Below are 24327 nucleotides of genomic sequence, written 5' to 3' on the forward strand. Positions count from 1 at the left end.
ACTCGCGGGTCTCCCCCGGCCCCACGGGGGCCGCACACCCACTAGCGTGGCCACGTGCACGTCGTGATCATGGGCTGCGGCCGCGTCGGTTCCACGCTGGCCCGCAGCCTGGAGGACCGCAACCACACCGTCTCGGTGATCGACTCCGACCCCGACGCCTTCCGGCGCCTGGGGCCGGCGTTCAACGGCGAGAAGGTCACCGGGGTCGGGTTCGACCAGGAGGTCCTGGAGCGGGCCGGCATCCGCCGCGCCGACGCCTTCGCCGCGGTCTCCAGCGGCGACAACTCCAACATCATCGCCGCGCGCGTGGCCCGGGAGACCTTCGGGATCGGCCAGGTCGTGGCCCGGATCTACGACCCCGGCCGCGCCGAGGTCTACCAGCGCCTGGGCATCACCACCGTCGCCACCGTCAAGTGGACCTCCGACCAGGTGCTGCGGCGCCTCCTGCCGGCCGGCGCCGAGCCCGACTTCCGCGACCCCAGCGGCGTCATCCGCGTCGACCAGGTGCCGCTGCCCACCGTGTGGGTGGGCCACCGGGTCGGGGAGTTCCAGGTCGCCACCGCCTCGCGCGTGGCCTGGATCGACCGACTCGGCGAGGGCATGCTGCCCGACCGCGACACGGTGATGCAGGAGGGCGACCTGATCCACCTCGTGATGCGCGAGGAACTCGCGGCACGGGCCTTCCAGACCATCAAGCGCGGACCCGAGGAGCACTGACATGCGCGTCGCCATCGCCGGTGCGGGCGCCGTGGGCCGATCCATCGCCCGCGAGCTGATCCAGAACGGCCACGAGGTCCTGCTCATCGACAAGAACGCCGCCTCGGTGCTGCCCGAGCGGGTGCCCGAGGCGGAGTGGCTGCTGGCCGACTCCTGCGAGCTGTCCTCCCTGGAGGAGGCCCGCCTCGAGGGCTGCGACGTCGTCATCGCGGCCACGGGTGACGACAAGGTCAACCTCGTGACCTCGCTGCTGGCCAAGACCGAGTTCGGGGTGCCCCGCACCGTCGCGCGCGTGAACCACCCCAACAACGAGTGGCTGTTCACCGAGGCCTGGGGCGTGGACGTGCACGTGTCGACCCCGCGCATCATGTCGGCGCTGGTGGAGGAGGCCGTCACGGTCGGCGACCTCGTGCGGCTGTTCACCTTCCGCCAGGGCAACGCCAACCTCGTGGAGATGACGCTGCCCGCGGACTCCCCCTACGTCGGCAAGCCCACCGGGCTGATCCCCTTCCCCGACAACTGCGCGCTGGTGACGATCCTGCGCGACGGCCAGGTCTACGTGCCCGACCCCGAGCAGCCCGTGGAGGCGGGCGACGAGCTGCTGCTCGTCGTCCCGGCCGAGGTCGAGGACGAGCTCGAGCGCCTGCTCGCCCCCTCCACCCACGGCGGCTGAGCCGGGCCCTCCGGCCTCGGTCGGGGTGCCTCGTCCCAACCGTCTGTGCTGTTTCCGGGCCCGGAAACAGCACAGACGGTGGGGACGACGTCAAACGCCGGGGGGCGGGTGGGCCGGGCCGGGGAACTCCAGGGGCGTGGCGTTGCGGGCCAGGAGCCAGACCATGGCCGACCAGGAGCCGATGCGCAGCGGCCACCCCAGGCCGTAGCGCAGGCCCGCGATGATCGCCACGGCGGTGTCGGGGTCGATGACGTCGCGCCAGCCGAGGAACCACACCGGCCCCTGCAGCAGCACCCCGATCGCCCCGGGGGCGCCGAGCACCAGGGTGAGCCGCGCGCACAGCCGCACCACCTGGGGCTGGTCGTGCCAGCCGGTCGGGTCGCCGGTGACGCTGCCGAGCATGAAGCCGAGCAGCGGCCAGCCCGCGACGACGCTCACCCCGAGCACGATCGTGTACACGCCGCTGTAGAGGATGCCGGGCAGGAAGAAGGCCAGCGCCTGGTCGGAGGCGTCGCCGCCGCCGTTCTCGGCGAACCGGACGAAGACCCAGCCGATGCCGATCGAGAACAGCGCGTTCAGCGCGTACTGGGTGGTGCTGCGCTGGAGCACCCGGGCCAGCAGCGCGATCGCCGCCGTGGCACCGCTGAGGATCAGCGCGAGCCGCAGGTCCTTGGTGGGCAGCCACACGGCGGTGAACAGGATCCCGGGGATGCCGGCCTCCAGCATCCCGCGGACCCCGCCGAGCGCCTGCGACATCTGGCGGCGCACGAGCGCCTCGACCGTGGTGACCCCCTCGGGGACACCGCCCACGGGCGGCACGGCGGTGCTCACAGCAGCTCGTAACGGGGGTTGTAGATGGTGCGCACGCCGTCGTGCACGCCGATCCGGCCGCGCACCTGCAGCGAGCGACCCGGGTCGACCCCGGCGATGCGGCGTCGTCCGAGCCACACGATGGTGATGGTGCCCGTGCCGTCGTCGAGCTCGGCCTCCAGGGCCGGCACCCCGCCGCGGGGCCGCACCGTGAGGGCGCGCAACGTGCCGCGCAGGGTGACCATCGACCGGTCGGCGGCGGTGGCGATCGTCTCGCTGCCCGCGACCTCGAACTCGCGCCGCAGGTCGCGGGCGTGCTGGTGCTCGGTGTTGGCCCAGCGGCTCAGGGTGCGCCGCAGGCGGCCGCGGGAGTCGGCGGCGCGTCCGGACGACTGATCGCTGCCCGGGTCGGGGGCGTGCTCGTCGGCGGGGAGAGGCTGCTCCACGGCGGTCGCGACCTCAGGCCGGGCCGACGCGCCGGGCGGAGTCGGGCAGCGTCAGCGGCAGCGGCTCGCCGACGGGCATCGGGGCACCGCCACGACGCACGACGACGCGGCGCAGCACGTCCTCCCACTCCGCGGCCGCCTCGGGCTCCATGGCCGGCTTGCCGAGGAACGTGGCCCGCAGCAGCCAGCGGGGCCCGTTGACGCCGACGATCCGCGAGGGCTGCACGAGGTTCTCCTGCTCGCCCTGCACCGGCAGGGTGCACACGAGCTCGATGCCGAAGGGACCCTCGCGCTCGGAGGTGCGCCCGCCCCGGGCCTGCATGTCGGCCGCGATCTGGGGCCGCACCTCGGTCCAGAGGTCGCCGTTGCGGGGCGCCGCGAACGCACGGAACTCCACCGCACCGTCCTCGGAGGCCAGCAGGACGGCCTGCACGGTGTTGGTGCGCTCGTCGACCTGGAGCCGCAGCTCGCGCCCGGCCTCAGGGGCCACCAGCAGCGAGCCGAGGTCGACGCGCTCGACGCCGTCCTCGGCCTCGTCGACGTCGAGGGGTCCCGCAGCCCGCACCTCGGCGGACTGCGCGTCGCCGGCGCCCTCCTCGGCGGCCTCCGACCCGGTGCCGGCGGCGTCGACCCCCTCGGGCGTCGTCGCGTCGTCCTTCTTGCGCCGGATCCTCACGGCCTCACTCCTCGATCGTCGCTCACTCGGTCCCGCCTGCGGCGAAACCGCCGGTAGAACCGTAGCCGCCGGAGCCCCGTTCGGTGGCGTCGAGGGCGTCGACCTCCACGAACCGCACCTGCTCGACCCGCTGCACCACCAGCTGGGCGATCCGGTCGCCGCGGTGGAGCACGGCGGTCTCGTGCAGGTCGTGGTTGACGAGCACGACCTTGATCTCCCCGCGGTAGTCGGCGTCGACGGTGCCGGGGGCGTTGAGGACCGTCAGGCCCATCCGGTGCGCCAGGCCCGACCGGGGGTGGATGAGGCCGACGTAGCCCCGCGGCAGCGCGATCGCGAGGCCGGTGCGCACCATCGCCCGGGCGCCCGGGGCGATCCGCACCTCCTCGGCGGCGTACAGGTCGGCACCGGCGTCGCCGAGGTGGGCGTAGGACGGCAGCGGGAGGCCCGGGTCGAGGCGCTGCACGCGCAGGGCGAGCGGCGCGCTCGCGGGGTCGGGGGTCGTCACGTGGCGCAACCTACCGAGGTCGCACCGGCCCGCGCGCCCCGGCGTCCCCGGCACCGGCGACGCCCGCAGCGCCCACACCCGAGCCCGTGGTGCGCTCCCCTGGCCCGGGATGGAATCCTGGAGGGGTGACGGGGACCGCCTACGAGGAGCGACTGCACGTGCCGCTGCGCTGGTGGGTGCAGGGCACGATGCTGATCGCCACCTTCTGGCTGGCCGTCATCGTGGCCGTCAACGACGCCCCGTGGATCGCCTGGGCGGTCACCGCGGCCGCCCTGGCGCTGCTGACCTCGCTGTTCCGCTCGATCGGCTCGGCCCGCGTGGTCGTGGCCGACGGCCTGCTCACCGCCGGCCGCGCCCGCATCGAGCTGCACCACCTCGGTGCCCCCGAGCCGCTCGACGCCGACCAGGCCCGGCGCGCGGCCGGCGTCGATGCCGACGCCCGCGCCTACCTGCTGCTGCGCCCCTACCTCGACCGCGCCGTGCGGGTGCCGGTGCTCGACCCCGCCGACCCCACGCCCTACTGGCTGATCGGGACGCGCGATCCCGACGCGTTCGCGGCGGCGCTGGGCGCGCAGCTGCGGCGCCCCACGGGCGAGGAGCGCACCGACCGGGCCGACTGAGCCTGTTCCACCGGGGATGCGCGGCCGCGAGGGCCCGCCGGCCACGGATCAGCCATGGAGCGGCCATGGACTAGGGTCGGCCCCATGGCGAGCAAGGGTGGCTCCTCGGACAGCTCCAAGATCTGGTCCCTCATGGCCTTCGGGTCGGCCCTCATGGCCGGCACCGTGGCGAAGAAGGGCCTGGACGCGTTCTGGAAGTCGGCCACGGGCCGCAAGCCCCCGGCCAACCCCGCCGACCCCGACGTCGAGCTGGCCGAGGCCGTGGCCTGGGCGGCCGCCAGCGGCACCTTCGTCGCCCTGGCCAAGATGCTCGCCCAGCGCCGGGCGGCCGGCTACTACGTGAAGTCCACCGGGGCGCTCCCGCCGGCGCTGCGCAAGGACGGTCAGTGACGCCGTCGCGGCTCTGACCCGGGTCAGGGTCGTCCCGGGGAGGCCCGGAGCGGCCCCCTCATCAACGACGACGCCCCCGTCGGCCGGTCTCCCGGCCGCGGGGGCGTCGTCGTGTCGGCGGGCGAGGGTCGCTCGCCCGCGGTGACGGGCTCAGGCTGCGCAGTCCCGGCAGGTCATGGCCTTCGGGTCCGCGAGCTGGCTGCGGTGGTGCACGAGGAAGCAGCTCATGCAGGTGAACTCGTCCTCCTGCTTGGGCTTCACCTCGACCGCCAGCTCCTCGTGGGAGAGGTCGGCGCCGGGGAGCTCGAAGGACTCCGCGGCCTCGGTCTCGTCCTCGTCGACCTTGCCCGAGTTCTTGTCGTGGCGTCGCGCCTTGAGCTCCTCGATGCTCTCCTCGGACTGCTCCTCCTCGGTCTTGCGAGGTGCGTCGTAGTCGGTAGCCATCGGATTCACTCCCCTCTGCTGTGTCCGTGCGGCGCGCGTCGCTCGCGCGCCGTGGGTGGTGCTGGTGGTGCTCGATCGTGCTCGGTGTGACGGGGGTGACGGGTGTGGGCTGCTGCGACACCCGCCGGACCCGGGCCGGGCTGCGATGCCCGGCCGTGTCCGCACGCGGCTCCGGTGACCCGGCACCGGAGTGCGGGGCAGATTGTGCACCATGTCGGCGCCCGCTGCTCACCCGGGACCGGTCGCACGCTGGAACACCGCGTGTCGGCGGCCTATTCCCCCCCGGACGCCGGGTCGGCCACGTCACACGGTGGGCGCCTCGCCGTCGTCGCCACCCGCCGACGTCGCGGCCCAGAAGCCGCACGCGCGGGTGAGGTCACGGAACTCCTCGAAGCCCGACGACGCCGCGGCGACCAGCAGCGTGCCGCCGCCCGCACCGACCCCGAGCTCCAAGCGCGCCCCGGCGGCCCGCGCGATCAGGCCCGCCGCAGCGTGGTCCCAGAGGTTCACGCCCTCCTCGACGTAGGCGTCCAGGCTGCCCTCGGCCACCCCGCACAGGTCGAGCGCGCAGGAGCCGAGCCGGCGCACGTCGCGCACCCGAGGCAGCAGCGCCCCCACCGCCCGGGCCTGCACCGCGCGCGTCTCGCGCGAGTAGGAGAAGCCGGTCGCCACCAGGCGCAGGCCGAGATCGGCCGGGGGACGCACCTGCAACGGCACGCCGTCGCGGGTGGCGCTCCAGCCACCCGCACCGTCGGGGCGGGCGAGGTAGGTGCGGTCCTTGGCGACGTCGACGACCACCCCGACCACCACCTCGCCGTCACGCTCGGCCGCCACGCACACGGCGTACTGCGGGATGCCGTAGAGGAAGTTCACCGTGCCGTCGATCGGGTCGAGGATCCAGCGCACCCCGCTGGTGCCCGCGACGTCGTCGCCCTCCTCCCCCAGCACCGCGTCGTCGGGCCGCGCCGCCAGCAGGCGCCCGCGCAGCAGCGCCTCGGCGTCGCGGTCGGTCTGGGTGACGACGTCGACCTCGCTGGTCTTGGTGTCGGCGACCGTGACCCGGGCCCGGGCCCGCTCGCGCACCAGCGCCGCGGCCTCACGGGCCGCACCGAGGGCGAGCTCGACCAGCGCGTCGACCTCCTCGTCCGACACCGCAGGAGCAGAGGGCGCGTCGGTGCTCACGCGTCGGCGGGGGCGGTGAGGCCGCACAGCGCCGGGCGCTCGGCGCGGGGGTTGGCGCAACAGCCCACTGGGCAGCGGTCCCACATCGGGCCCGTGGTGCCCAGGGCCGCCCGGACGACGTCCTCGCCGCGCTCGACCGCGGCCCGCTCGAGCAGGAGGTCCCGCACGACGGCGACGAACCGCTCGTCCTCCCCCGGCGTGGCGGCCCGGCGGAACGGCAGACCGAGCTCCTCCGCGGTGGCCTTGGCCTCGGTGTCGAGGTCGTAGATCACCTCCATGTGGTCGGACACGAACCCCACGGGGATCACCACGACGGCCGACACCTCCGAGGCGATCGCCTCGAGGTGGTCGTTGACGTCGGGCTCGAGCCACGGGATGTGCGGCGCGCCCGAGCGGGAGCAGAAGGTGAGGTCGTGGGCGCGCTCCACCCCGGTGCGCTCGGCCACCTGCGCGGCCACGACGGCCGCCACGTCGAGGTGCTGGCGCACGTAGGCGGCACCCCCCTGCTCGGGCGGACCGGAGGAGTCGTTCATCGCGGTGGGGATGGAGTGGGTGACGAAGACCAGGCGGGCGCCGTCGCGCACGTCGGCCGGGAGGTCCTCCAGCGCGGCCACGACGGCGTCGACGACGGGGGCGACGAACCCGGGGTGGTTGAAGTAGTGGCGCAGCTTGTCCAGGGTCGGCGCGCCCTCGACCCCCTGCACGGCGTCGAAGAGGTTCTCGCGGTACTGCCGGCACGAGCTCCACGAGGAGTAGGCGCTGGTCACGAAGCACGCCACCCGCGACCGGCCGTCGACGGCGAGCTGCGCCATCGTGTCGCGCAGGTAGGGGTCCCAGTTGCGGTTGCCCCAGTAGATCGGCAGATCGATGTCGTGGGCGTCGAAGTCGGCGCGCAGCGCGGCGATGAACGCCCGGTTCTGGTCGTTGATGGGCGAGCGGCCCCCGAAGAGGAAGTCGTGCTCGCCCACCTCCTCCAGCCGCTCGCGCGGGATCCCGCGGCCGCGGGTGACGTTCTCGAGGAACGGCACGACGTCCTCGGGCTTCTCGGGGCCGCCGAAGGACACCAGCAGGACGGCGTCGTAGGGGTCGTAGGGGCGGCCGGCCGCGGGCGCGGGCGCGGGCACGGGGGTGGGGGCTGCAGCGGAGTCCGTCACCCTGTCATCGTAGGGAGACCATGCTCACCCCTTACGGCCGCGTGCTGTCCCGTCCGGGCGCCCTCGCCTTCAGCCTCGCCGGCCTCGGCGCACGACTGCCGAACTCGATGGTGGGCCTGGGTCTGGTGCTGCTCGTGGAGAGCGCCACCGGCTCCTACGGCCGCGCCGGGCTCGTCGCCGCCGTCTACGTGCTGGCCCAGGCGGCTCTCGCCGTGCCGCAGGGGCGCTGGATCGACCGGTGGGGCCAGGGCCCGATGCTGCTCGGCACCGGCGTGGTGTGGTCGTTGGGCCTGCTCGGCGTCGTCGCGGTGGTGCAGGCCGACGGCCCGCTCGGGCTGGCGGCCGCGGTCGCCGCGCTCTCGGGGGCGGCGTTCCCCGCCGGCGGTGCATGCATCCGGGCCCGCTGGTCGGCGCTGCTCGAGGAGCCCGCCGACCGCGAGACCGCCTTCGCCCTGGAGTCGGTGGTCGACGAGGTCGTCTACCTCCTCGGCCCGCTGCTCATCACGCTGCTCGCCACGACCGTGCACCCGGCGGCCGGGCTGGTCGCCGCCGCGGTCCTGGGCGGTGTCGGCGCGGTCGCGCTCGCCGCCCAGCGCCGCACCGCCCCCGCCCGTCATCCGCGCGCCCGGGGCGATCGCCCGGTGGCCGCGATGCCGTGGCGCAGCGTCGTGCCGCTGGCCGTGGTGAGCCTGGCCTTCGGCACGCTCTTCGGGGCCGCCGAGGTGAGCACGGTCGCCACGGCCGAGGATGCCGGCCGCACCGGCGCCGCGGGCCCGTTGCTCGCCCTGTGGGCGCTGGGCAGCCTCGTGGCCGGGCTGGTGGCCGGCACCGTCGCCTGGCGACACGGTCCGGGCACCCGGCTGCGGTGGGGGTCGGCCGCGATGCTGGTGGCGATCCTGGGCATCGGCCTGGCCGCCGCCACCGGGTCGCTGATCGCGCTCGGCGCGGCGTTCGTGATCGCCGGCTCCGCCATCGCCCCCACCATGATCGCGGCGTTCACCGCGGTGGAGCAGCGCGTGCCCACACCGCGGCTCACCGAGGGCATGGCGTTCCTGCAGACCGGCCTGGGTGCGGGCATCGCCCCCGGCGCGGCGCTGGCGGGGGCCGTCATCGACGCCCGCGACGGCGCCAGCGGCTTCGTCGTCGCCGTCCTCGGCGGGCTGGTGGCGCTCCTGGCCTCCCTCACCCTCCCGCCCGATCCGGCCCGACGGCCGGTCGCCGCACCGGCCGCGACGGGGCCGCGCTGAGGGCTCCGCTGAGGGCTGCGCTGAGGGCTGCGACCGGCTCAGACGCTCGCGACGCCGGTGGGCACCGGCGCCTTCCAGTGGCGCCACATCGCGAGCAGACGCCACACCAGGCAGACCAGCGCCCCCGCCACCGCCACGACCGAGACGGGGAGGTCCTGGCGGGCACCGACCACGGCGATGAAGGATCCGGCCAGGGCCGGCGTGGCGTACAGCTCGTCGCGGAACACCACCGGCACCCGGCCGGCCAGGACGTCGCGCACCATGCCGCCGCCGATCGCGGTGACCATGCCCATGAGCGCGGCCGGCAGCGGCCCCAGGCCGTACTCGCTGGCCTTGAGCGCGCCCGCCACGCAGAACACCGCGAGACCGAACGCGTCGAGCACCCCCACCGAACGCTCCATCCGCCCCAGGGTCGGGTGGTAGCGGAAGGTCACCAGCCCGGCGGCCACAGGGACCATCAGGTAGCGCCAGTCCTGCAGCGACGCCGGCGGCGTGGCACCGATGAGCACGTCGCGCAGGAACCCGCCCCCCAGGCCGGTGGTGCCCGCGAGCACGAGGACGCCGAACAGGTCCAGCTCCTTGCGCACCGCCACGAGCGCACCCGAGAGAGCGAAGACGAAGATCCCGAGGAGGTCGAGGATCACCAGGGTGGTGCTGAGTCCGCTCACGGCGCCCATTCCACCGCACCCGCGACCCGATCTGCGGCAGGTCCGCGCCACGCCGTCCGGGCGCGCCCGCTGCGCCGGTGCTGTGCCGTAGGCTCACTCGGAACGAGGAATTGTGGTGTGACGCCGTGACCGAGAACGCCGAAGTGGACGCCGTGGTGACGCCTGTGGGGCGTGCCAGGGCCCACGCCCCCTCCCCGCTCCGCTTCGTGGGGCTCAGCGAGGACGGCCGGCGGGTGCTCCTGCAGGACGAGCACGGCGCGCCCTACACCCTCGACCTCACGCCCCCGCTGCAGGCCGCGGTGCGGGGCGTCCCCGCCCGCGCCGGCCAGTTGGAGACCACGATGGACAGAGACTCGAGGACCTCGAGCGACCTGCGCCCCCGCGACATCCAGGCCCGCATCCGCGCGGGCGAGACCCCCGAGTCGGTGGCCGCGGCCGCCGGGGTGGCGATCGAGCGCGTGATGCCCTTCGCGGGCCCGGTCCTCGCCGAGCGCGAGCACATCGCCGAGCGGGCCCAGCGCGCCCACCTGCGTCGTCCGGCGGGCGAGGGCGCGGCCGGCGGCGCCCGCGTGCTGGCCGACGCCGTCGCCGCGCACCTGCGCGGTCTCGACATCAACCCCGCAAGCGTGACCTGGGACGCCTGGCGCCGCGAGGACGGGCGCTGGACGCTGACGGCCGACTACACCGCCGACTACACCGCCGGCGGTCCCTCCGGCGAGCGCACCGGCCTGGCGCACTTCACCTACGACGCGCCGGGCAACTACGTGCTCCTCGCCGACGACGACGCCCGCTGGCTGGTGGGCGAACTGCCGCCCGAGCCCGCGGCCGAGCCCGCCCGCGACGACCTCGCCTCGCTGCGGGAGCGACGCACCCAGGAGCACCCCGCCCCTGCGCCGTCGCCTCAGCAGGCCCTCGAGCAGGCCCCTGTCGACGTCGTGGCGGCCCCCGAGGCCGCGCCGGCCGCCGAGCGCGCCGGGGAGCCCGTCGTCCCGGCGCAGGCCGCGCGCCCCGCCCCCGTGGCACGCACCGACCAGCCCACCGCCGACGACGTCCTGCCGTGGGACGACGAGCCCGCGCCGAGCCGTCCGGCCGACGCCCCGGCCGCGAGCACGTCGCCGGCGCCCGGGACGGTCGCGGCGGACGAGCCGAGCACCGAGGAGCCGCCCGCGCGCAAGCCTGCGCGCAAGAAGGGTCGGGCCTCCGTGCCGAGCTGGGACGAGATCATGTTCGGCGGCGGCGACCGCTCCTGAGCCCGGTCCTCACGCCACGCCCCGGAGGGCACTGGCGCGGCGCGCACGGGTGAGTACTGTGCCGCCATGTCGTATTTCGTGACCGGGGCCACCGGATTCATCGGACGCCACCTCGTGGAGCAGCTGATCGAGCACCGCGAGGGTCCGATCTTCGTGCTGTGCCGCGAGTCCTCCCTGCCCCGCCTGGCGCCGCTGCAGCGCCGCTGGGGCTCGGACCGCGTGGTGCCGGTGGTCGGCGACCTCGGCGCGAGCGGCCTGGGCGTCGCGGCCGACTGGGTGGCCGAGCACGCCGGCACCATCGACCACTTCTTCCACCTCGCCGCGATCTACGACATGACCGCCGACGACGCCACCAACGAGGCGCTCAACGTCGGCGGCACCCGTCACGCGCTCGAGCTCGCCGGCGCGCTCGGGGTGGGCGTGTTCCACCAGGTGTCCTCGGTGGCCGCGGCCGGCGACTTCGAGGGGCGCTTCGACGAGACGATGTTCGACGAGGGGCAGCCGCTGCCCTCGCCGTACCACCGCACGAAGTACGAGTCGGAGCGGATCGTGCGCGAGGAGTGCCCCGTGCCGTGGCGGGTGTACCGGCCCGCGATCGTGGTCGGCCACTCCGAGACCGGGGCGATGGACAAGGTCGACGGCCCCTACTACTTCTTCCCCGCACTGAAGCTGCTGCGCGACCGCCTCCCCGCCTGGCTGCCGCTGGTGGGCATCGACCTCGGCGACACCAACGTCGTGCCGGTCGACTACGTCGCCAAGGCGATGGACCACCTCGCCCACCTCCCCGACCGCGACGGCGAGGCCTTCCACCTGCTCAACCCCGAGCCGCAGCCCACGGTCGAGGTCGTCAACCTGTTCTGCCGGGCCGCCGGCGCGCCGCGGTTCGCCACGCCGTCGGCGCCGGTGCCGGTGCCGGGGGCGCTGCGCCCGGGCCGGATCCTCGCGGCGCTGGTGCGCCAGCGCCCCACCCAGATCGTGCTCGACCAGACCCTCGGTCGCCTCGGCATCCCCGCCGAGGTGGTGGCCCACACCGGTTTCTCGGCCGTCTTCGACTCCCGCCGCACCGAGCAGGCCCTGGCCGGCTCCGGGATCGCGGTGCCGGACCTCGAGAGCTACTCCCGCACCCTGTGGGGGTACTGGGAGGAGCACCTCGACGACGCCACGGGCCGCGACCCCAAGGCCCGCGCCGCGCTGGCGGGCAAGCACGTCGTGATCACCGGCGCCTCCTCCGGCATCGGCCAGGTCACCGCGCTCAAGGTCGCCCAGGCCGGCGGCATCCCGGTGCTGGTCGCGCGCGGACGCGACAAGCTCGAGGACACCCGCGCGACCATCGAGATGCGGGGCGGCACGGCGCTGGTCTACCCCTGCGACCTCTCCGACCTCGACGCCATCGACGACCTGTGCGCGCGCCTGGTGGCCGAGCTGCCCACGGTCGACTTCGTCGTCAACAACGCCGGGCGCTCGATCCGCCGCTCGCTGCGGCTGAGTCAGGACCGGTTCCACGACTTCGAGCGCACGATGCAGCTGAATTACTTCGGCGCCATCCGGCTGATCATGGGCCTGATGCCCGCCATGCAGCGCCAGAAGTCCGGGCACATCGTGAACATCTCCTCGATCGGGGTGCAGACCAACCCGCCGCGCTTCTCCGCCTACGTCGCCTCCAAGGCCGCGCTGGACTCCTGGAGCAACGTCGTGGCCTCGGAGGTGGTCGGCAACGGGATCACCTTCACCAACGTGCACATGCCGCTGGTGCGGACGCCGATGATCGCGCCCACCAAGATCTACGACAAGTTCCCCACCATCTCCCCCGCCCAGGCCGCCGACGTCGTGATCGACGGACTGGTGGGCAAGCCCCACGAGATCAACACGATGCTCGGCAACGTCGGCGCCGTGGCCCACACCGTGGCCCCCAAGCTGGCCTTCCGCGTGCTCAACATGGCCTACCACGTGTTCCCCGACTCCGCCGCGGCCAAGGGGCAGGCCGTCGAGCAGGGCGCCCGCGAGACCGAGCAGATGATCGTGGCGAAGGTGTTCCGCGGCGTCCACTGGTGACGGCTCCCGCTGCCCCTGCAGCGGGACGAGCACCGGAGCCGCCCCACCGCCGACTCCCACCTCACCGTCTCGTGACGGCGCCAGGAACACGGTCGTCGAGGAGCGAGCGCCAGCGAGCGTCACGAGACGCCCGCACCCGCCCCACCGCCGACTCCCACCTCACCCCGTCTCGTGACGGCGCTGGGGCGCCTCCTCGACGAACGAGCGCCCCCACCGGTCGTCGAGGAGCGAGCGCCAGCGGGCGGAGACGCCCGCACCACGTCGAGTCGACGGAGCCGCGGGCGCCTCAGCCCCGGGCGATCGGGCGGGCGGGATCGGTGATCCAGCCCGACCAGCTGTCGGGGTGCAGGGCGTGGTCACCGAGACCGGCGTGGGCCAGGGCGAGCAGGTCGTGGCACGCCGTCACCCCCGAGCCGCAGGAGGCGATCGCCTCGACGCCGGGCACCGCCGGCGCGACGCCGAGCGCCTCGAACCGGGCCCGGAGGTCGGCGGGCTCGTGGAAGCGCCCGTCGGGGGCGAGGTTGGCCGCGGTGGGGGCGTTGACCGCCCCGGGGATGTGACCGGCCACCGGATCCACCGGCTCGACCTCCCCGCGGAAGCGCTCCGGCGCGCGGGCGTCCAGCAGCACCCGACCGGAGGCGACCGCGGCCGGCAGGTCCTCGGAGCGTGCGACGGGCGCCCGCCCGGGACCGGGCACGAAGTCGCCCGGCTCCTCCCCGGTGCCCGCGCCGGCCGGACCGGTCTCCAGCGGACCGCCCGCGGCCCGCCACGCCGCGAGTCCGCCGTCGAGGACCCGTACGTCGTCGTGGCCGTGGTGGCGCAGCAGCCACCAGCAGCGGGCCGCGGCGTGGGCCGCCCAGTCGTCGTAGACCACGACGGGCCGGTCGTGGTGCACGCCGGCCGCGCGCATCGCCGCACCGAACACCGCGGGGTCGGGCAGCGGGTGGCGACCACCCGCACCGGGGGCGGCGGCGAGCGCGGTGTCCAGGTCCACGTACCGCGCCCCGGGCAGGTGACCGGACTCGAACTCCGCCGGTCCGCCGGGTCCCCCGAGCCGGTAGCGGACGTCGAGCAGGGTCACCGACCGCAGGAGCGGCACCAGATCCTCGGTGCGGATGAGCGGGTCCGTCGCAGCAGTCACCGCCCCATCATGACCCGCACCCACACCCCGCCGCTTTGACACGCCCCTTCCTTGAAGTGAGAATCAATCCCATGTTGCGCACCGCCGTCCTCGCCACCACCGCCGCGCTCGTGCTGACCGCCAGCGGCTGTTCCGCCTTCTCCGACGAGGGCGGCCAGGCCACGGCCAGCGACGGCGTGCAGGTGGCGGCGGCGTTCTACCCGCTGCAGTTCGTGGCGCAGCGGGTGGCCGGCGACGACGCCGAGGTGATCGGCCTCTCCGCCCCCGGCAAGGAGCCCCACGACCTCGAGCCGACCGTCGCCGAGACCGCGACCATCGCCTCGGCCGACCTCGTGATCCACGAGCACGGCTTCCAGCCCGCCATCGACGCCGCCGTGGAGGAGAACGCGGGCGGCACCGTCCTGGACGCCGCCGAGGTGGTGGACCTGGTGCCGTTCAGCGACGAGGACCACGCCGAGGAGGGTCACAGCGAGGAGGGTCACAGCGAGGAGGAGCACGAGCACGGCGACCTCGACCCGCACTTCTGGCTGGACCCGCTGCGCATGGCCACCCTTGCCGACGCCGTCGCCGCCGACCTCGCCGAGATCGATCCCGACCACGCCGCCGACTACACCGCACGCGCCGCCGACCTGCGCGCCGAGCTCGAGGACCTCGACCAGCGCTTCACCACCGGACTGGCCGACTGCGCACGCCGCACCATCGTGGTCTCCCACGACGCCTTCGGCTACCTCGACAAGTACGGCCTCGAGATCGCCCCCATCGCCGGCCTCTCCCCCGATGCCGAGCCCACCCCCGCCGACCTCGCCGACCTGCAGAAGCTCATCGCCTCCGACGGCATCACGACCGTCTTCGGCGAGCGGCTGGCGAGCCCCGCGCTCACCGAGACGCTAGCCTCGGACGCGGGCGTCACCACCGCGGTCCTCGACCCGATCGAGGGACTCACCGACGAGACGTCCGACGACGACTACCTGAGCCTGATGGATGCGAACCTGACGGCTCTGCAGGAGGCCAACGGGTGCCAGGCGTAACGCCGGTCCAGCTCACCGACGGGGCCATCGCCCTCGGCGGGCGACCCATCGTCCGCGGCGTCGACCTCGTGGTCGACACCGGCGAGTTCGTGACCGTGCTGGGGCCCAACGGCTCCGGGAAGTCCACGCTCATCCGCGCCCTGGTCGGGCTGCACCCACTCAGCCGCGGCTCGCTGACCCTGTTCGGCACCCCGTCGACCCGGTTCCGCGAGTGGCACCGCCTCGGCTACGTGCCGCAGCGCTCCGGGGCCGCCGCGGGGGTGCCCGCCACCGTGTGGGAGGTCGTCGCCGCCGGCCGGCTCAGCCGACGCCGGCTGCTGCGCCCGCTCGGGCGGGCCGACCGTGCCGCCATCCAGGACGCCCTGGAGCTGGTGGACCTCGCCGACCGTCGTCTCGACGGCGTCGACCACCTCTCCGGCGGTCAGCAGCAGCGCGTGCTCATCGCCCGCGCGCTGGCCGGCGAACCGGAGCTGCTCGTGCTCGACGAACCGACCGCCGGGGTGGACCTGCACCACCAGCAGGTGCTGGCCGACACCCTGGGTCGGCTGCGGCAGCGCGGGGCCACGATCGTGCTCGTGGCCCACGAGCTCGGTCCGCTCGCGCCGCTCGCCGACCGCACCGTCGTGATGCGCGACGGCCGGGCCGAGTACGACGGCCCCCCGCTGCCGGACTGGCTGGGGGCCCACGGCGCTCCCGGGGACCATCATCACCACCCCGACCCGCGGGCGCACCGCACCCGCCCGCTCCCCGACCTCACCGCGCCGCTGGACCGCGCGCCGCACCCCCGGGACGGCCACGCGTGACCGCCAGCTACGCCGAGCTCTTCAGCTCGCCCTTCATGCAGCGCGCACTGCTGGCTGCGCTGTTCACCGGCCTGGCCGCGCCGGCGATCGGCACCTACCTCGTGCAGCGACGCCTCTCGCTGATGGGCGACGGCATCGGGCACGTCGCCGTCACCGGGGTGGCCCTGGGCCTGCTCACGGGCCTCTCCCCCACGTGGACCGCGGTCGTGGTCGCGATCCTCGGCGCGGTCGCGATCGAGGTGATCCGGGAGCGGGGCACCACCAACGGCGACCTCGTGCTCGCCCTGCTCTTCTACGGCGGCCTCGCCGGCGGCGTCCTGCTCACCGGGTTGGGCGGGCAGGCCACCACCCGCCTGCAGCAGTTCCTGTTCGGGTCGATCACCACCGCCTCGGCCTCGGACGTGCTCGTGACCATGGCCCTGGCCACGATCGTCGTCCTCGTGGGCGTGGGGCTCTCCCCCCAGCTCTTCGCCGCCTCCCAGGACCCCGACTTCGCGCGGGTGGCCGGGCTGCGGCTGCGGGCCTACAACGTGCTCGTCGCGGTGCTCGCCGCGGTGAGCGTGACCGTCGCGATGCGCACCGTCGGGCTGCTGCTCGTCTCGGCGCTGATGGTGGTGCCCGTCGCCACCGCCCAGCAGCTGACCCGCTCGTTCCGGGTCACCCTCACCGCCGCGATGGCCCTGGGAGTGCTCGCCTCGGTGGGGGGCCTCGCGCTCTCGGCCGTGCTGTCGCGCCAGGCGACGGTGGCCCCGGGGCCCACGATCGTGCTGCTCGCGCTGGCCTGCTTCCTGCTCACCTGGCCGATCGGGGTCTGGCGACGACGCCGCAGGCGGCGCGCGGAGCCCTTCCCGTCCGGCTCCCCGAGCGGCCACGCGCACATCGAGTCCCACCCCCACCGTCACGGCCGCGACTGCGGCCACCTCGCGGTGCCGCACGACGACCACGTCGACTACGTGCACGACGGGCATCGCCACGCCCCGCACGGGGAGCACTACGACGAGCACTGACCGCGCGTCGGACCGACCGCGGGAGGCTCAGGCCGACCCGTACCGCCGGTCCCGCTCGGCGTAGATCTCCAGCGCGCGCCACAGCGCGCGCCGGTCGACGTCGGGCCACAGCACGTCGGTGAAGACCATCTCGGAGTAGGCCGCCTGCCAGAGCATGAAGTTGGACAGCCGCTGCTCCCCCGAGGTGCGCCACACCAGGTCGGCGTCGCCCAGGTCGGGCAGGTAGAGGTGGCGGGCGAAGGTCTTCTCGGTGACCTTCTCGGGGTCCAGGCGTCCCGCCGCGACCTCGCGCGCGATGCCCCGCGCCGCGTCGGCCAGCTCTGCGCGCCCCCCGTAGTTCACGCACATCGTGAGGGTCAGCACGTCGTTGTGGCGGGTCATCTCCTCCGCGACCTGCAGCTCGCGCACCACCGAGCGCCACAGCCGGGGCGTGCGTCCGGCCCAGCGCACCCGCACCCCGAGCTCGTGCATCTGGTCGCGACGACGACGGATGACGTCGCGGTTGAAGCCCATCAGGAAGCGCACCTCCTCGGGCGAGCGGCTCCAGTTCTCGGTGGAGAAGGCGTAGGCGGAGACCGCCTTCACCCCGACCTCGATGGCGCCCTCGACGACGTCGAACAGCGCGTGCTCGCCCTGCTCGTGGCCGCGGGTGCGCGGCAGCCCGCGCTGCTGGGCCCACCGGCCGTTGCCGTCCATGATGATCGCGACATGGCGGGGCACCAGGGCCGGCGGCAGGGCCGGCGGCCGGGCTCCGGAGGGGTGCGGGGACGGGGCGCGCACGGCTCGCTTCACGAGCGGTCAACCTACCCGCACCGCGCGCGACGACGCGCGGGTCACCGCTCGACGTACTCCAGCGAGCGCAGCGACCGCTCGAGGTGCCACTGCAGGAACGCCGCGACCAGGCCGCTGCCCTCCCGCAGGTGACGCGGCTCGGCGGCCTCGACCACCGGCCAGTCACCGGCCAGCAGCGCGCCGAGCAGCACCACGGTCTCCGGGGCGGGCGTCGCGGAGCCGGGCAGCCGGCAGGTGCTGCACAGGATGCCGCCCTGGGCGGGGTTGAACCAGCGGTGGGGGCCCGGCCGTCCGCAGTGGGCGCACTCGGTGAAGGAGGGGGCGTAGCCGGCGACGGCCAGGGAGCGCAGCAGGTAGGAGTCGAGCACCTGTCCGGGCGCGCGCTGACCGGTGGCCATCGCCCGCAGCGCACCGACCAGCAGCAGGAACTGCTGCACCGCGGGCTCCCGCTCCTCGGAGGCGAGCCGTTCGGCGGTCTCGAGCATCACCGTGCCGGCGGTGTAGCGCTCGTAGTCCTCCCCCATCCCGGCGGCGAAGGGGTGGCGGGTCTCGGCCTGGGTGATGGTGTCGAGGGTGCGGCCCTGGGCCAGCTGGAGGTCGACGTGGGTGAACGGCTCGAGCCGCGAGCCGAACTTCGACGTCGTGCGCCGCACGCCCTTGGCCACCGCGCGCACCCGCCCGTGCTGCCGCGTCAGCAGGGTGATGATCCGATCGGCCTCACCGAGCTTGTGGGTGCGCAGCACCACGGCTTCGTCCCGGTAGAGCACCACGACACCATGGTGCCCCATCGGACCCGCTCAGCGGCTCACTCCGCCGGCGACACGGCGGCCGGATCCGCCACCCGGGGCCGGCGCCAGCAGCGGCCGACGAACTCCACGGCCTCCGCGGTGAGCCGGTCGGGCCGGAAGCGCCACTCCAGGATGCCCTCGGCGGCGACGAACCGCGCCCGCGGCAGCTCCCGGGCGAGCATCTCGGCGTCGGCGGCGGGGTGGATCGGGTCGCGCGGGTGGCCCACCACGAGCGCGGGCGCCTGGATCCGGCGCCGCAGCGCCGAGGACGGGGCGACCCGGCCGAAGAACAGTCCGTGCACGACCGCCGCCATCGGCGCGGGACGCTGGTCGAGGGTGTCGAGCACGATGCCGACCCAGAACGGCACCAGGCCGCGCGGCACCGGTCGCGTGAGGCGCCGCACCGCCGTGATCGCGACCGGGAGGTGGCGCCCGAGGTAGAGCAGGGGGGCGAAGGCGAGGATGCCGACCTCGACCGCGTTGTCGAGCACCGGCATCTCCACGAGCAGTCCCCGCACCCGCTCGGGGGCCGCCACGGCCACCTCCAGGGCCACGTTGGCCCCCAGCGACGTGCCCCCGACGACGGCCTGCTCAGCGCCGAGGTGGTCGAGCAGGGCCACGACCTGCTCGCCGAAGCGCGTCATCGAGTACGCCAGCGGATCGGCCGGCCGGTCGGAGCGGCCGTGGCCGAGCAGGTCGAGGGTCACGACGTGGAACCCCGCGGCGGCCAGGGCACGGGCCAGCGGCTGCTGCATCCGGCGCGGCATCAGCTGGCCGTGCAGCAGCACGACCCACGCCTCGCCGGCGCCGTACTCGGTGTACTCGAGCCGGTCGCGGCCGCCGCCGCCGGCACGGTCGTCGAGGAAGAGATGACCGATGCGCTCGGAGACCAGCATGCCCGGGAGCGTAGTGCGGGCGACGACACGGCGTCCGATCCCCCACACTGGTGGGATGCACGAGATCGAGCCGGAGGCGCCGCGCCCGCTGGGCTGGCGCGGTGCCGGTCTCCTGCTCCTGGTCGCACTGGTGCACGAGGCGGCGATCAGCCTCGGCGTCATGCCGGAGGGCGGGCGGGTCGGCTGGTCGCACGCCGGCTTCGTCGTCGCCCTCCTGGCCCTCACCTCGCCGCGCCGCTGGGCGGTGCTGCTGCCGATCGCCGTCGCGATCAACGTCGTGCCCGACGTCGGGTTCGGGGCGGACCCCGCCGCAGCCGGCGTGCTGCGCGACGGCGTCGCCTTCACCCTCCAGGGGCTCCTGGGCGCGCTCGTGCTCACCGCCGGGGCGCGGCGGGTGGCCTCGCTGCGCTCCGCCGACGACCTCGTGCGGCTGGGGGTCGCGGTGCTGCTGTGCGGCGGCGTCGCCACCGCCACCGGCCTGGTCGGCGACCCTGCGGGCTCCGACCTGGCGGCGGAGATCTTCGCCCACCACACGCTCTCGATCACCCTGTTCGCGGCGATGCTCCTCACCTGGTCCGAGCGCCGGCGCTGGACCGGCCACCCGCTCGAGACCGCCTCGCAGCTGCTGGTAGTCACGCTCGCGCTGCTGGTGGTGGTCACCCAGCCCCAGCCGACCCTGCCGATGGTGATCGCGGTGATCCCCCTGCTGATCTGGGCGGCCCTGCGCCTGGACCTGCGGGTGCTCACGGGCGAACTGCTGGCGCTGGCGATCGTCGTGAACATCGGCCCGATCGTGCAGAAGACGCTGCTGTACCGCAGCCTCTCCGCCGACGGCGACCTCGAGGCCTTCCACGCCTTCATCGACTCCTACCTGCTCTGCATGGCGCTGGCCACCCTCCCCCTCGCGATCTCGGTGGGCTCGCGACGGGCGCTGCTGGCCCGGGTCGCCGCCGACGCCGAGCGGTTCGAGCGCCACTTCGGGGAGTCGCCGGTCGGCATGCTGTTCCTGGAGGCCGGTCCCCACGGTCTGGTCGTCGACGACGCCAACCGTGCCGCCGCCCCCGTGCTCGGCGTGGCCCCGGAGGAGCTGGTCGGCACCGAGGTGTCCCGGCTCCTCACCGGCGACCGCGGGCTCACCGACGCACTGCTGCGCGGCCAGGTCGCCTCGCGGGTGTCGTGGCGCGGGGAGGCGAGCGCCACGGCCCGGCCCGGCAGCCGGCTCGACGTCGCGCTCACGACCGTGGGGGTGCGCGAGGGTCGCCGCCAGCTCTCCCTGCAGCTGCTCGACCTGACCGACACCACCGTGGCCCTGCAGCGGTTGGAGGCGGCACGGCGGCTCACCGACATCACCCTGGACACCACCGCCTGCGTGATCCTGGTGATCGACGCCACCGGCACGGTCGTGCGGGTCAACGACGCCACCACCCGGCTCACCGGCCACTCGGCGCGGTCCCTGGTGGGGCACCGCATCTGGGACACCCCGCTGGAGGTGCTCACGCGCCCCGAGGTGGAGGCGATGTTCCTGTGGCCCAACCGGTCGGGGGTGCCGATCGTGCGCGAGACCGCCAGCCGCTCGGCCGACGGCCGCTGGCTGCGGTTGGTCTGGAGCGACAACGTCGTGCGCGACGACCACGGGCTGCCCACCTACGCGGTGCTCACGGGGGTGGACGTCACCGCCGAGCGCAGCACCCGCGGGCTGGTGGCGACGCTGCTGGGCGCGGCGATCGCGACCGCGCTCATCGCCCTGGACACCCACGGCCGCATCACGGTGGCGAACTCCGGGGCCGCCCGGCTGCTCGGCTGCCGTCCCGAGGACCTGGTCGGCGAGCGGTTCATCGACCTCCTCGACGCCCAGCAGCTGGCCGCGCGCACCGGCGGCGCGAGCCGCCAGGCGCCGTTCACCGCCCTCGTGGGCCTGATCGGTCACCAGGGCGAGACCAATACCCAGGACTGGCGCTGGCGGGCCCGCGACGACCGCGAGGTGGTGGTCTCGATGACCCTCACCGTCACCGAGGACTCCCTCGACGGCGAGGTCGGCTTCTTGTGCGTCGCCCGCGACGTCACCGAGCAGCGCGCGGCCCAGGCCCGCGTGGTGGACGCGCTGGAGAAGGAGCGCACCGCCGTCGAGCGGCTGCAGTCGCTGGACCGCGCCAAGGACGAGTTCGTCTCCACGGTCTCCCACGAGCTGCGCACCCCGATCACGAGCATCATCGGCTACACCGAGATCCTGCGCGACGGCACCGTGGTGCCGGCCGACGACCGGCAGCTGCCGATGTTGGAGACCATCGCACGCAACGGCCAGCGCCTCATCGCCATCTGCAACGACCTGCTGCTGCTCGGCGGCTTCGAGTCCGACGCCGGCGGCGGCGCGCGCGAGGAGTTCGACCTGCGCGAGTGCCTCCTCGTCACCGAGGACCAGATCCGTCCCCAGCTGCGCGGGCGCGACCTCACCCTCAGCGTCGAGACCGGCCCGGAGAAGGTGCTCGTCCTCGGCGACCGGGGCCAGCTGGACCGCGTCGTGGCCAACCTGGTGGGCAACGCCGTGAAGTTCACCCCCGACGGTGGCCGCGTGCTCGTGCGCCTGCAGCTGCTGGGCGAGCAGGCGGTGCTCACGGTGCGCGACACCGGGATCGGCATCGACGCCGCCGACCAGCGCGCCATCTTCACGCGGTTCTTCCGCACCGAGGCCGCCCAGCGCCGCGCCATCCCCGGCACCGGGCTGGGACTCTCGATCGTGGCCTCGATCGTGACCGCCCACGACGGCACGATCGACGTGGACTCCGCCCCCGACGTCGGCACGACCTTCCGCGTGCTGCTGCCGCTGGCGCCGCGCCTCTGAGCGCGCCGTCCGGTGCCCGACGTCCGGTGCCCGGGCGTGGCCCGGGCCGGGCGTCGCCGCCCGACCCGGGTCTTGCGCTCAGCGGGTGCGGTTGACCGCGCTGACGACGGCCTTGAGCGAGGCGGTGACGATGTTGGGGTCGATGCCGATGCCCCAGCGCACCTCGCCGCCCACCGCGCACTCGACGTAGGCCGCGGCGTAGGAGTCGCCGCCGGAGGTGAGGGCGTGCTCGGCGTAGTCGAGGATGCGCACGTCGAAGTCCTGCGGCAGGCCGTTGATGGCGTCGCAGAACGCCGAGAGCGGACCGTTGCCGGTGCCGGCCAGGGTGCGGACCTCGCCGTCGACGTAGACGTTGACCTCGAGGGCGTCGCGCTCGCCGGCGGCCGAGCTGGTGTGCACCGAGTTCAGTCGCAGCGGCGCCTCACGCGTGAGGTACTCGCCCCGGAAGATCTCCCAGATCTGCTCGGGGGTGACCTCGCCGCCCTCGGCGTCGGTGTGCTGCTGGATGACGCGGCTGAACTCGATCTGGGCCCGTCGCGGCAGGTCGAGCTTGTGCTCGGCCTTGAGCACGTAGGCCACCCCGCCCTTGCCGGACTGGCTGTTGACGCGGATCACAGCCTCGTAGCTGCGACCGACGTCCTTGGGGTCGATCGGCAGGTAGGGGACCTCCCAGGTGCGCTCGGCGACGGGCACACCGTCGCGCTGCGCGGCGGCCTCCAGGGCCTCGAAGCCCTTCTTGATCGCGTCCTGGTGGGAGCCGGAGAAGGCGGTGTAGACGAGGTCCCCGCCGTAGGGGTGGCGCTCGGCGACCGGCAGCTGGTTGCAGTACTCGACCGTGCGGCGGATCTCGTCGATGTCGCTGAAGTCGATCTGCGGGTCCACCCCCTGGGTGAACAGGTTCAGCCCCAGGGTGACCAGGCAGACGTTGCCGGTGCGCTCGCCGTTGCCGAACAGGCAGCCCTCGATGCGGTCGGCGCCGGCGAGGTAGCCCAGCTCGGCGGCGGCCACGGCGGTGCCGCGGTCGTTGTGCGGGTGCAGCGACAGCACGACGTGCTCGCGGTAGGCCAGGTTCCGGTTCATCCACTCGATGGAGTCGGCGTAGACGTTGGGCGTGGCCATCTCGACGGTGGCGGGCAGGTTGATGATCACCGGCTTCGCCGCCGTCGGCTCGAAGACGTCCATCACGGCGTTGCAGACCCGCACGGCGAACTCCAGCTCGGTGCCGGTGTAGCTCTCGGGGCTGTACTCGTAGAAGACGGTGGTCTCCGGGATGGTCTCCTCGTACTTCTTGCACAGCCGGGCGCCCTGCACCGCGATGTCGCAGATGCCGTCCATGTCCAACCCGAAGACCACCCGGCGCTGCAGGGTGGAGGTGGAGTTGTACAGGTGCACGATCGCCTGCTTCGCCCCGCGCAGCGACTCGTAGGTGCGCGCGATCAGCTCCTCACGGGCCTGGGTGAGCACCTGGATGACGACGTCGTCGGGGATGTGGTCGCCCTCGATCAGCTCGCGCACGAAGTCGAAGTCGGTCTGGCTGGCGCTCGGGAAGCCGACCTCGATCTCCTTGTAGCCCATCTGCACGAGCAGCTTGAACATCTTCATCTTGCGCGCGGGGCTCATCGGGTCGATCAGCGCCTGGTTGCCGTCGCGCAGGTCGACCGCGCACCAGCGCGGCGCCTGGGTGATCTGCCGGTCGGGCCAGGTGCGGTCGGCCAGGACCACGGGGATGAACGGCTCGTAGCGGCCGAACGGCATCCCGGAGGGCTGCTGCGGGTTGTCGGCCGGGTTGGAACGGATGCTGCTCACGGGACTCTCTCCTGCTGGTGGATGCGGTGCCGGCACGCGAGGACTCCGCAGCGAGGAGGTCGGCGGATCAGACCTCGCTGCGGCAGCGAAGGAGGAGCAGGCGCATCATGATGGCCCCACCTTAGCGCTCCCCCGTCGACCCACCACAAGCCGGTGGTCGCCGTTCCCCGTCGTCACCAGCGGAATGGTCGGGTCCGAGGCGGATTCCGGTGCATTCTGCTGGTGACGACGGGAGACCCCGGCCACCGCGGGTCAGGCGTTGATCATGCCGGCGCCGACGGTGATGCCGGTGGCTTCGTCGATGAGGATGAAGGAGCCGGTGGTGCGGTTGCGGGAGTAGGGGTCGGTGAGGAGGGGGACGGTGGTGCGGAGCTGGATGCGGCCGATCTCGTT

At 74.2% G+C, this 24327-nt stretch carries 25 protein-coding genes; 11 read left to right on the plus strand and 14 right to left on the minus strand.

The window, feature by feature from the left end; all coding sequences use genetic code 11:
- Window positions 1–69 precede the first annotated feature (69 nt).
- Window positions 70–717 (plus strand): TrkA family potassium uptake protein, encoded by a 648-nt coding sequence (locus ACERUJ_RS06150; protein ID WP_370247611.1) that lies wholly within the window; start codon window positions 70–72, stop codon window positions 715–717.
- A 1-nt stretch (window position 718) separates the two neighbouring features.
- On the plus strand, window positions 719–1390 hold the full coding sequence (locus ACERUJ_RS06155; RefSeq protein WP_370247590.1) for a TrkA family potassium uptake protein: 672 nt from the start codon (window positions 719–721) through the stop codon (window positions 1388–1390).
- A 90-nt stretch (window positions 1391–1480) separates the two neighbouring features.
- Here the strand turns inward: ACERUJ_RS06155 and ACERUJ_RS06160 are convergent, their stop codons facing one another.
- Genes ACERUJ_RS06160 through dut form a run of 4 tightly spaced genes read right to left on the minus strand, consistent with a single transcriptional unit; the run spans window position 1481 to window position 3827 of the window.
- Complete coding sequence (locus tag ACERUJ_RS06160; protein WP_370247591.1) at window positions 1481–2221, minus strand: DUF3159 domain-containing protein; 741 nt, start codon at window positions 2219–2221, stop codon at window positions 1481–1483.
- Window positions 2218–2646, minus strand: coding sequence for an OB-fold nucleic acid binding domain-containing protein (locus tag ACERUJ_RS06165; RefSeq protein ID WP_370247592.1), 429 nt, complete (start codon window positions 2644–2646; stop codon window positions 2218–2220). The genes ACERUJ_RS06160 and ACERUJ_RS06165 overlap by 4 nt, the downstream gene beginning before the upstream one ends.
- Window positions 2647–2659: 13 nt before the next feature.
- Window positions 2660–3322, minus strand: a complete 663-nt coding sequence (locus tag ACERUJ_RS06170) for a DUF3710 domain-containing protein (protein WP_370247593.1) — start codon at window positions 3320–3322, stop codon at window positions 2660–2662.
- Window positions 3323–3344: 22 nt separating this feature from the next.
- Entirely contained in the window at window positions 3345–3827 is a 483-nt protein-coding gene (gene dut / locus ACERUJ_RS06175) for a dUTP diphosphatase (protein ID WP_370247594.1), read from the minus strand.
- A 125-nt stretch (window positions 3828–3952) separates the two neighbouring features.
- Between dut and ACERUJ_RS06180 the strand changes: the two genes are divergently transcribed.
- Both ACERUJ_RS06180 and ACERUJ_RS06185 read left to right on the plus strand, forming a co-directional pair.
- On the plus strand, window positions 3953–4447 hold the full coding sequence (locus ACERUJ_RS06180) for a DUF3093 domain-containing protein (RefSeq protein WP_370247595.1): 495 nt from the start codon (window positions 3953–3955) through the stop codon (window positions 4445–4447).
- A gap of 84 nt (window positions 4448–4531) precedes the next feature.
- Complete coding sequence (locus tag ACERUJ_RS06185) at window positions 4532–4837, plus strand: DUF4235 domain-containing protein (protein WP_370247596.1); 306 nt, start codon at window positions 4532–4534, stop codon at window positions 4835–4837.
- Window positions 4838–4987: 150 nt separating this feature from the next.
- Here ACERUJ_RS06185 and ACERUJ_RS06190 read toward each other — a convergent pair whose 3' ends face one another.
- From ACERUJ_RS06190 to ACERUJ_RS06200, 3 genes are all read right to left on the minus strand, one after another.
- Window positions 4988–5281: a DUF4193 domain-containing protein gene (locus ACERUJ_RS06190; RefSeq protein ID WP_370247612.1), complete on the minus strand. Its 294-nt coding sequence runs from the start codon at window positions 5279–5281 to the stop codon at window positions 4988–4990.
- 303 nt (window positions 5282–5584) lie between these two features.
- On the minus strand, window positions 5585–6433 hold the full coding sequence (locus ACERUJ_RS06195; protein ID WP_370247597.1) for an inositol monophosphatase family protein: 849 nt from the start codon (window positions 6431–6433) through the stop codon (window positions 5585–5587).
- Between the two features lie 26 nt (window positions 6434–6459).
- Window positions 6460–7587 (minus strand): ferrochelatase, encoded by a 1128-nt coding sequence (locus ACERUJ_RS06200; protein WP_370247613.1) that lies wholly within the window; start codon window positions 7585–7587, stop codon window positions 6460–6462.
- 50 nt (window positions 7588–7637) lie between these two features.
- On the opposite strand from ACERUJ_RS06200, the gene ACERUJ_RS06205 reads away from it, so the two are divergent.
- Entirely contained in the window at window positions 7638–8864 is a 1227-nt protein-coding gene (locus tag ACERUJ_RS06205; RefSeq protein WP_370247598.1) for an MFS transporter, read from the plus strand.
- Window positions 8865–8902: 38 nt separating this feature from the next.
- On the opposite strand, the gene ACERUJ_RS06210 is transcribed toward ACERUJ_RS06205, so the two are convergent.
- Window positions 8903–9532 carry a trimeric intracellular cation channel family protein gene (locus tag ACERUJ_RS06210; RefSeq protein ID WP_370247600.1) on the minus strand — a complete coding sequence of 210 codons (630 nt, stop codon included), beginning with the start codon at window positions 9530–9532 and terminating at the stop codon, window positions 8903–8905.
- Between the two features lie 125 nt (window positions 9533–9657).
- Between ACERUJ_RS06210 and sepH the strand changes: the two genes are divergently transcribed.
- Window positions 9658–10782: a septation protein SepH gene (gene sepH / locus ACERUJ_RS06215; RefSeq protein ID WP_370247601.1), complete on the plus strand. Its 1125-nt coding sequence runs from the start codon at window positions 9658–9660 to the stop codon at window positions 10780–10782.
- Window positions 10783–10848: 66 nt separating this feature from the next.
- Window positions 10849–12834 (plus strand): SDR family oxidoreductase, encoded by a 1986-nt coding sequence (locus tag ACERUJ_RS06220; protein ID WP_370247602.1) that lies wholly within the window; start codon window positions 10849–10851, stop codon window positions 12832–12834.
- A gap of 286 nt (window positions 12835–13120) precedes the next feature.
- On the opposite strand, the gene ACERUJ_RS06225 is transcribed toward ACERUJ_RS06220, so the two are convergent.
- Window positions 13121–13975 carry a sulfurtransferase gene (locus ACERUJ_RS06225; protein ID WP_370247603.1) on the minus strand — a complete coding sequence of 285 codons (855 nt, stop codon included), beginning with the start codon at window positions 13973–13975 and terminating at the stop codon, window positions 13121–13123.
- A 71-nt stretch (window positions 13976–14046) separates the two neighbouring features.
- On the opposite strand from ACERUJ_RS06225, the gene ACERUJ_RS06230 reads away from it, so the two are divergent.
- Genes ACERUJ_RS06230 through ACERUJ_RS06240 form a run of 3 tightly spaced genes read left to right on the plus strand, consistent with a single transcriptional unit; the run spans window position 14047 to window position 16813 of the window.
- The gene (locus tag ACERUJ_RS06230) at window positions 14047–15003 is read left to right on the plus strand and encodes a metal ABC transporter substrate-binding protein (protein ID WP_370247604.1); all 957 of its coding nucleotides are present in this window, start codon (window positions 14047–14049) and stop codon (window positions 15001–15003) included.
- Window positions 14991–15806, plus strand: a complete 816-nt coding sequence (locus ACERUJ_RS06235) for a metal ABC transporter ATP-binding protein (RefSeq protein WP_370247605.1) — start codon at window positions 14991–14993, stop codon at window positions 15804–15806. Before ACERUJ_RS06230 ends, ACERUJ_RS06235 begins: the two co-directional genes overlap by 13 nt.
- Window positions 15803–16813 (plus strand): metal ABC transporter permease, encoded by a 1011-nt coding sequence (locus tag ACERUJ_RS06240; RefSeq protein ID WP_370247606.1) that lies wholly within the window; start codon window positions 15803–15805, stop codon window positions 16811–16813. Before ACERUJ_RS06235 ends, ACERUJ_RS06240 begins: the two co-directional genes overlap by 4 nt.
- 27 nt (window positions 16814–16840) lie before the next feature.
- On the opposite strand, the gene ACERUJ_RS06245 is transcribed toward ACERUJ_RS06240, so the two are convergent.
- From ACERUJ_RS06245 to ACERUJ_RS06255, 3 genes are read right to left on the minus strand one after another with little or no spacing between them, the layout of a single operon-like run.
- Window positions 16841–17605 (minus strand): isoprenyl transferase, encoded by a 765-nt coding sequence (locus tag ACERUJ_RS06245; RefSeq protein WP_370247607.1) that lies wholly within the window; start codon window positions 17603–17605, stop codon window positions 16841–16843.
- 41 nt (window positions 17606–17646) lie between these two features.
- Window positions 17647–18375, minus strand: coding sequence for a DNA repair protein RecO (recO, locus tag ACERUJ_RS06250; RefSeq protein ID WP_370247608.1), 729 nt, complete (start codon window positions 18373–18375; stop codon window positions 17647–17649).
- Window positions 18376–18410: 35 nt separating this feature from the next.
- The gene (locus tag ACERUJ_RS06255) at window positions 18411–19289 is read right to left on the minus strand and encodes an alpha/beta fold hydrolase (protein ID WP_370247609.1); all 879 of its coding nucleotides are present in this window, start codon (window positions 19287–19289) and stop codon (window positions 18411–18413) included.
- Window positions 19290–19344: 55 nt separating this feature from the next.
- On the opposite strand from ACERUJ_RS06255, the gene ACERUJ_RS06260 reads away from it, so the two are divergent.
- The gene (locus tag ACERUJ_RS06260) at window positions 19345–22128 is read left to right on the plus strand and encodes an ATP-binding protein (protein WP_370247610.1); all 2784 of its coding nucleotides are present in this window, start codon (window positions 19345–19347) and stop codon (window positions 22126–22128) included.
- A 78-nt stretch (window positions 22129–22206) separates the two neighbouring features.
- Here the strand turns inward: ACERUJ_RS06260 and leuA are convergent, their stop codons facing one another.
- Together leuA and ACERUJ_RS06270 are read right to left on the minus strand one after the other, a co-directional pair.
- A complete protein-coding gene (leuA, locus tag ACERUJ_RS06265) occupies window positions 22207–23883 on the minus strand; it encodes a 2-isopropylmalate synthase (RefSeq protein WP_370247615.1) in 1677 nt (558 codons plus the stop codon).
- A 303-nt stretch (window positions 23884–24186) separates the two neighbouring features.
- Entirely contained in the window at window positions 24187–24321 is a 135-nt protein-coding gene (locus tag ACERUJ_RS06270) for a hypothetical protein (RefSeq protein ID WP_372715303.1), read from the minus strand.
- Between the last annotated feature and the right edge of the window lie 6 nt (window positions 24322–24327).

It is taken from the genome of Nocardioides sp. (assembly GCF_964228225.1).
GTDB lineage: Bacteria > Actinomycetota > Actinomycetes > Propionibacteriales > Nocardioidaceae > Nocardioides.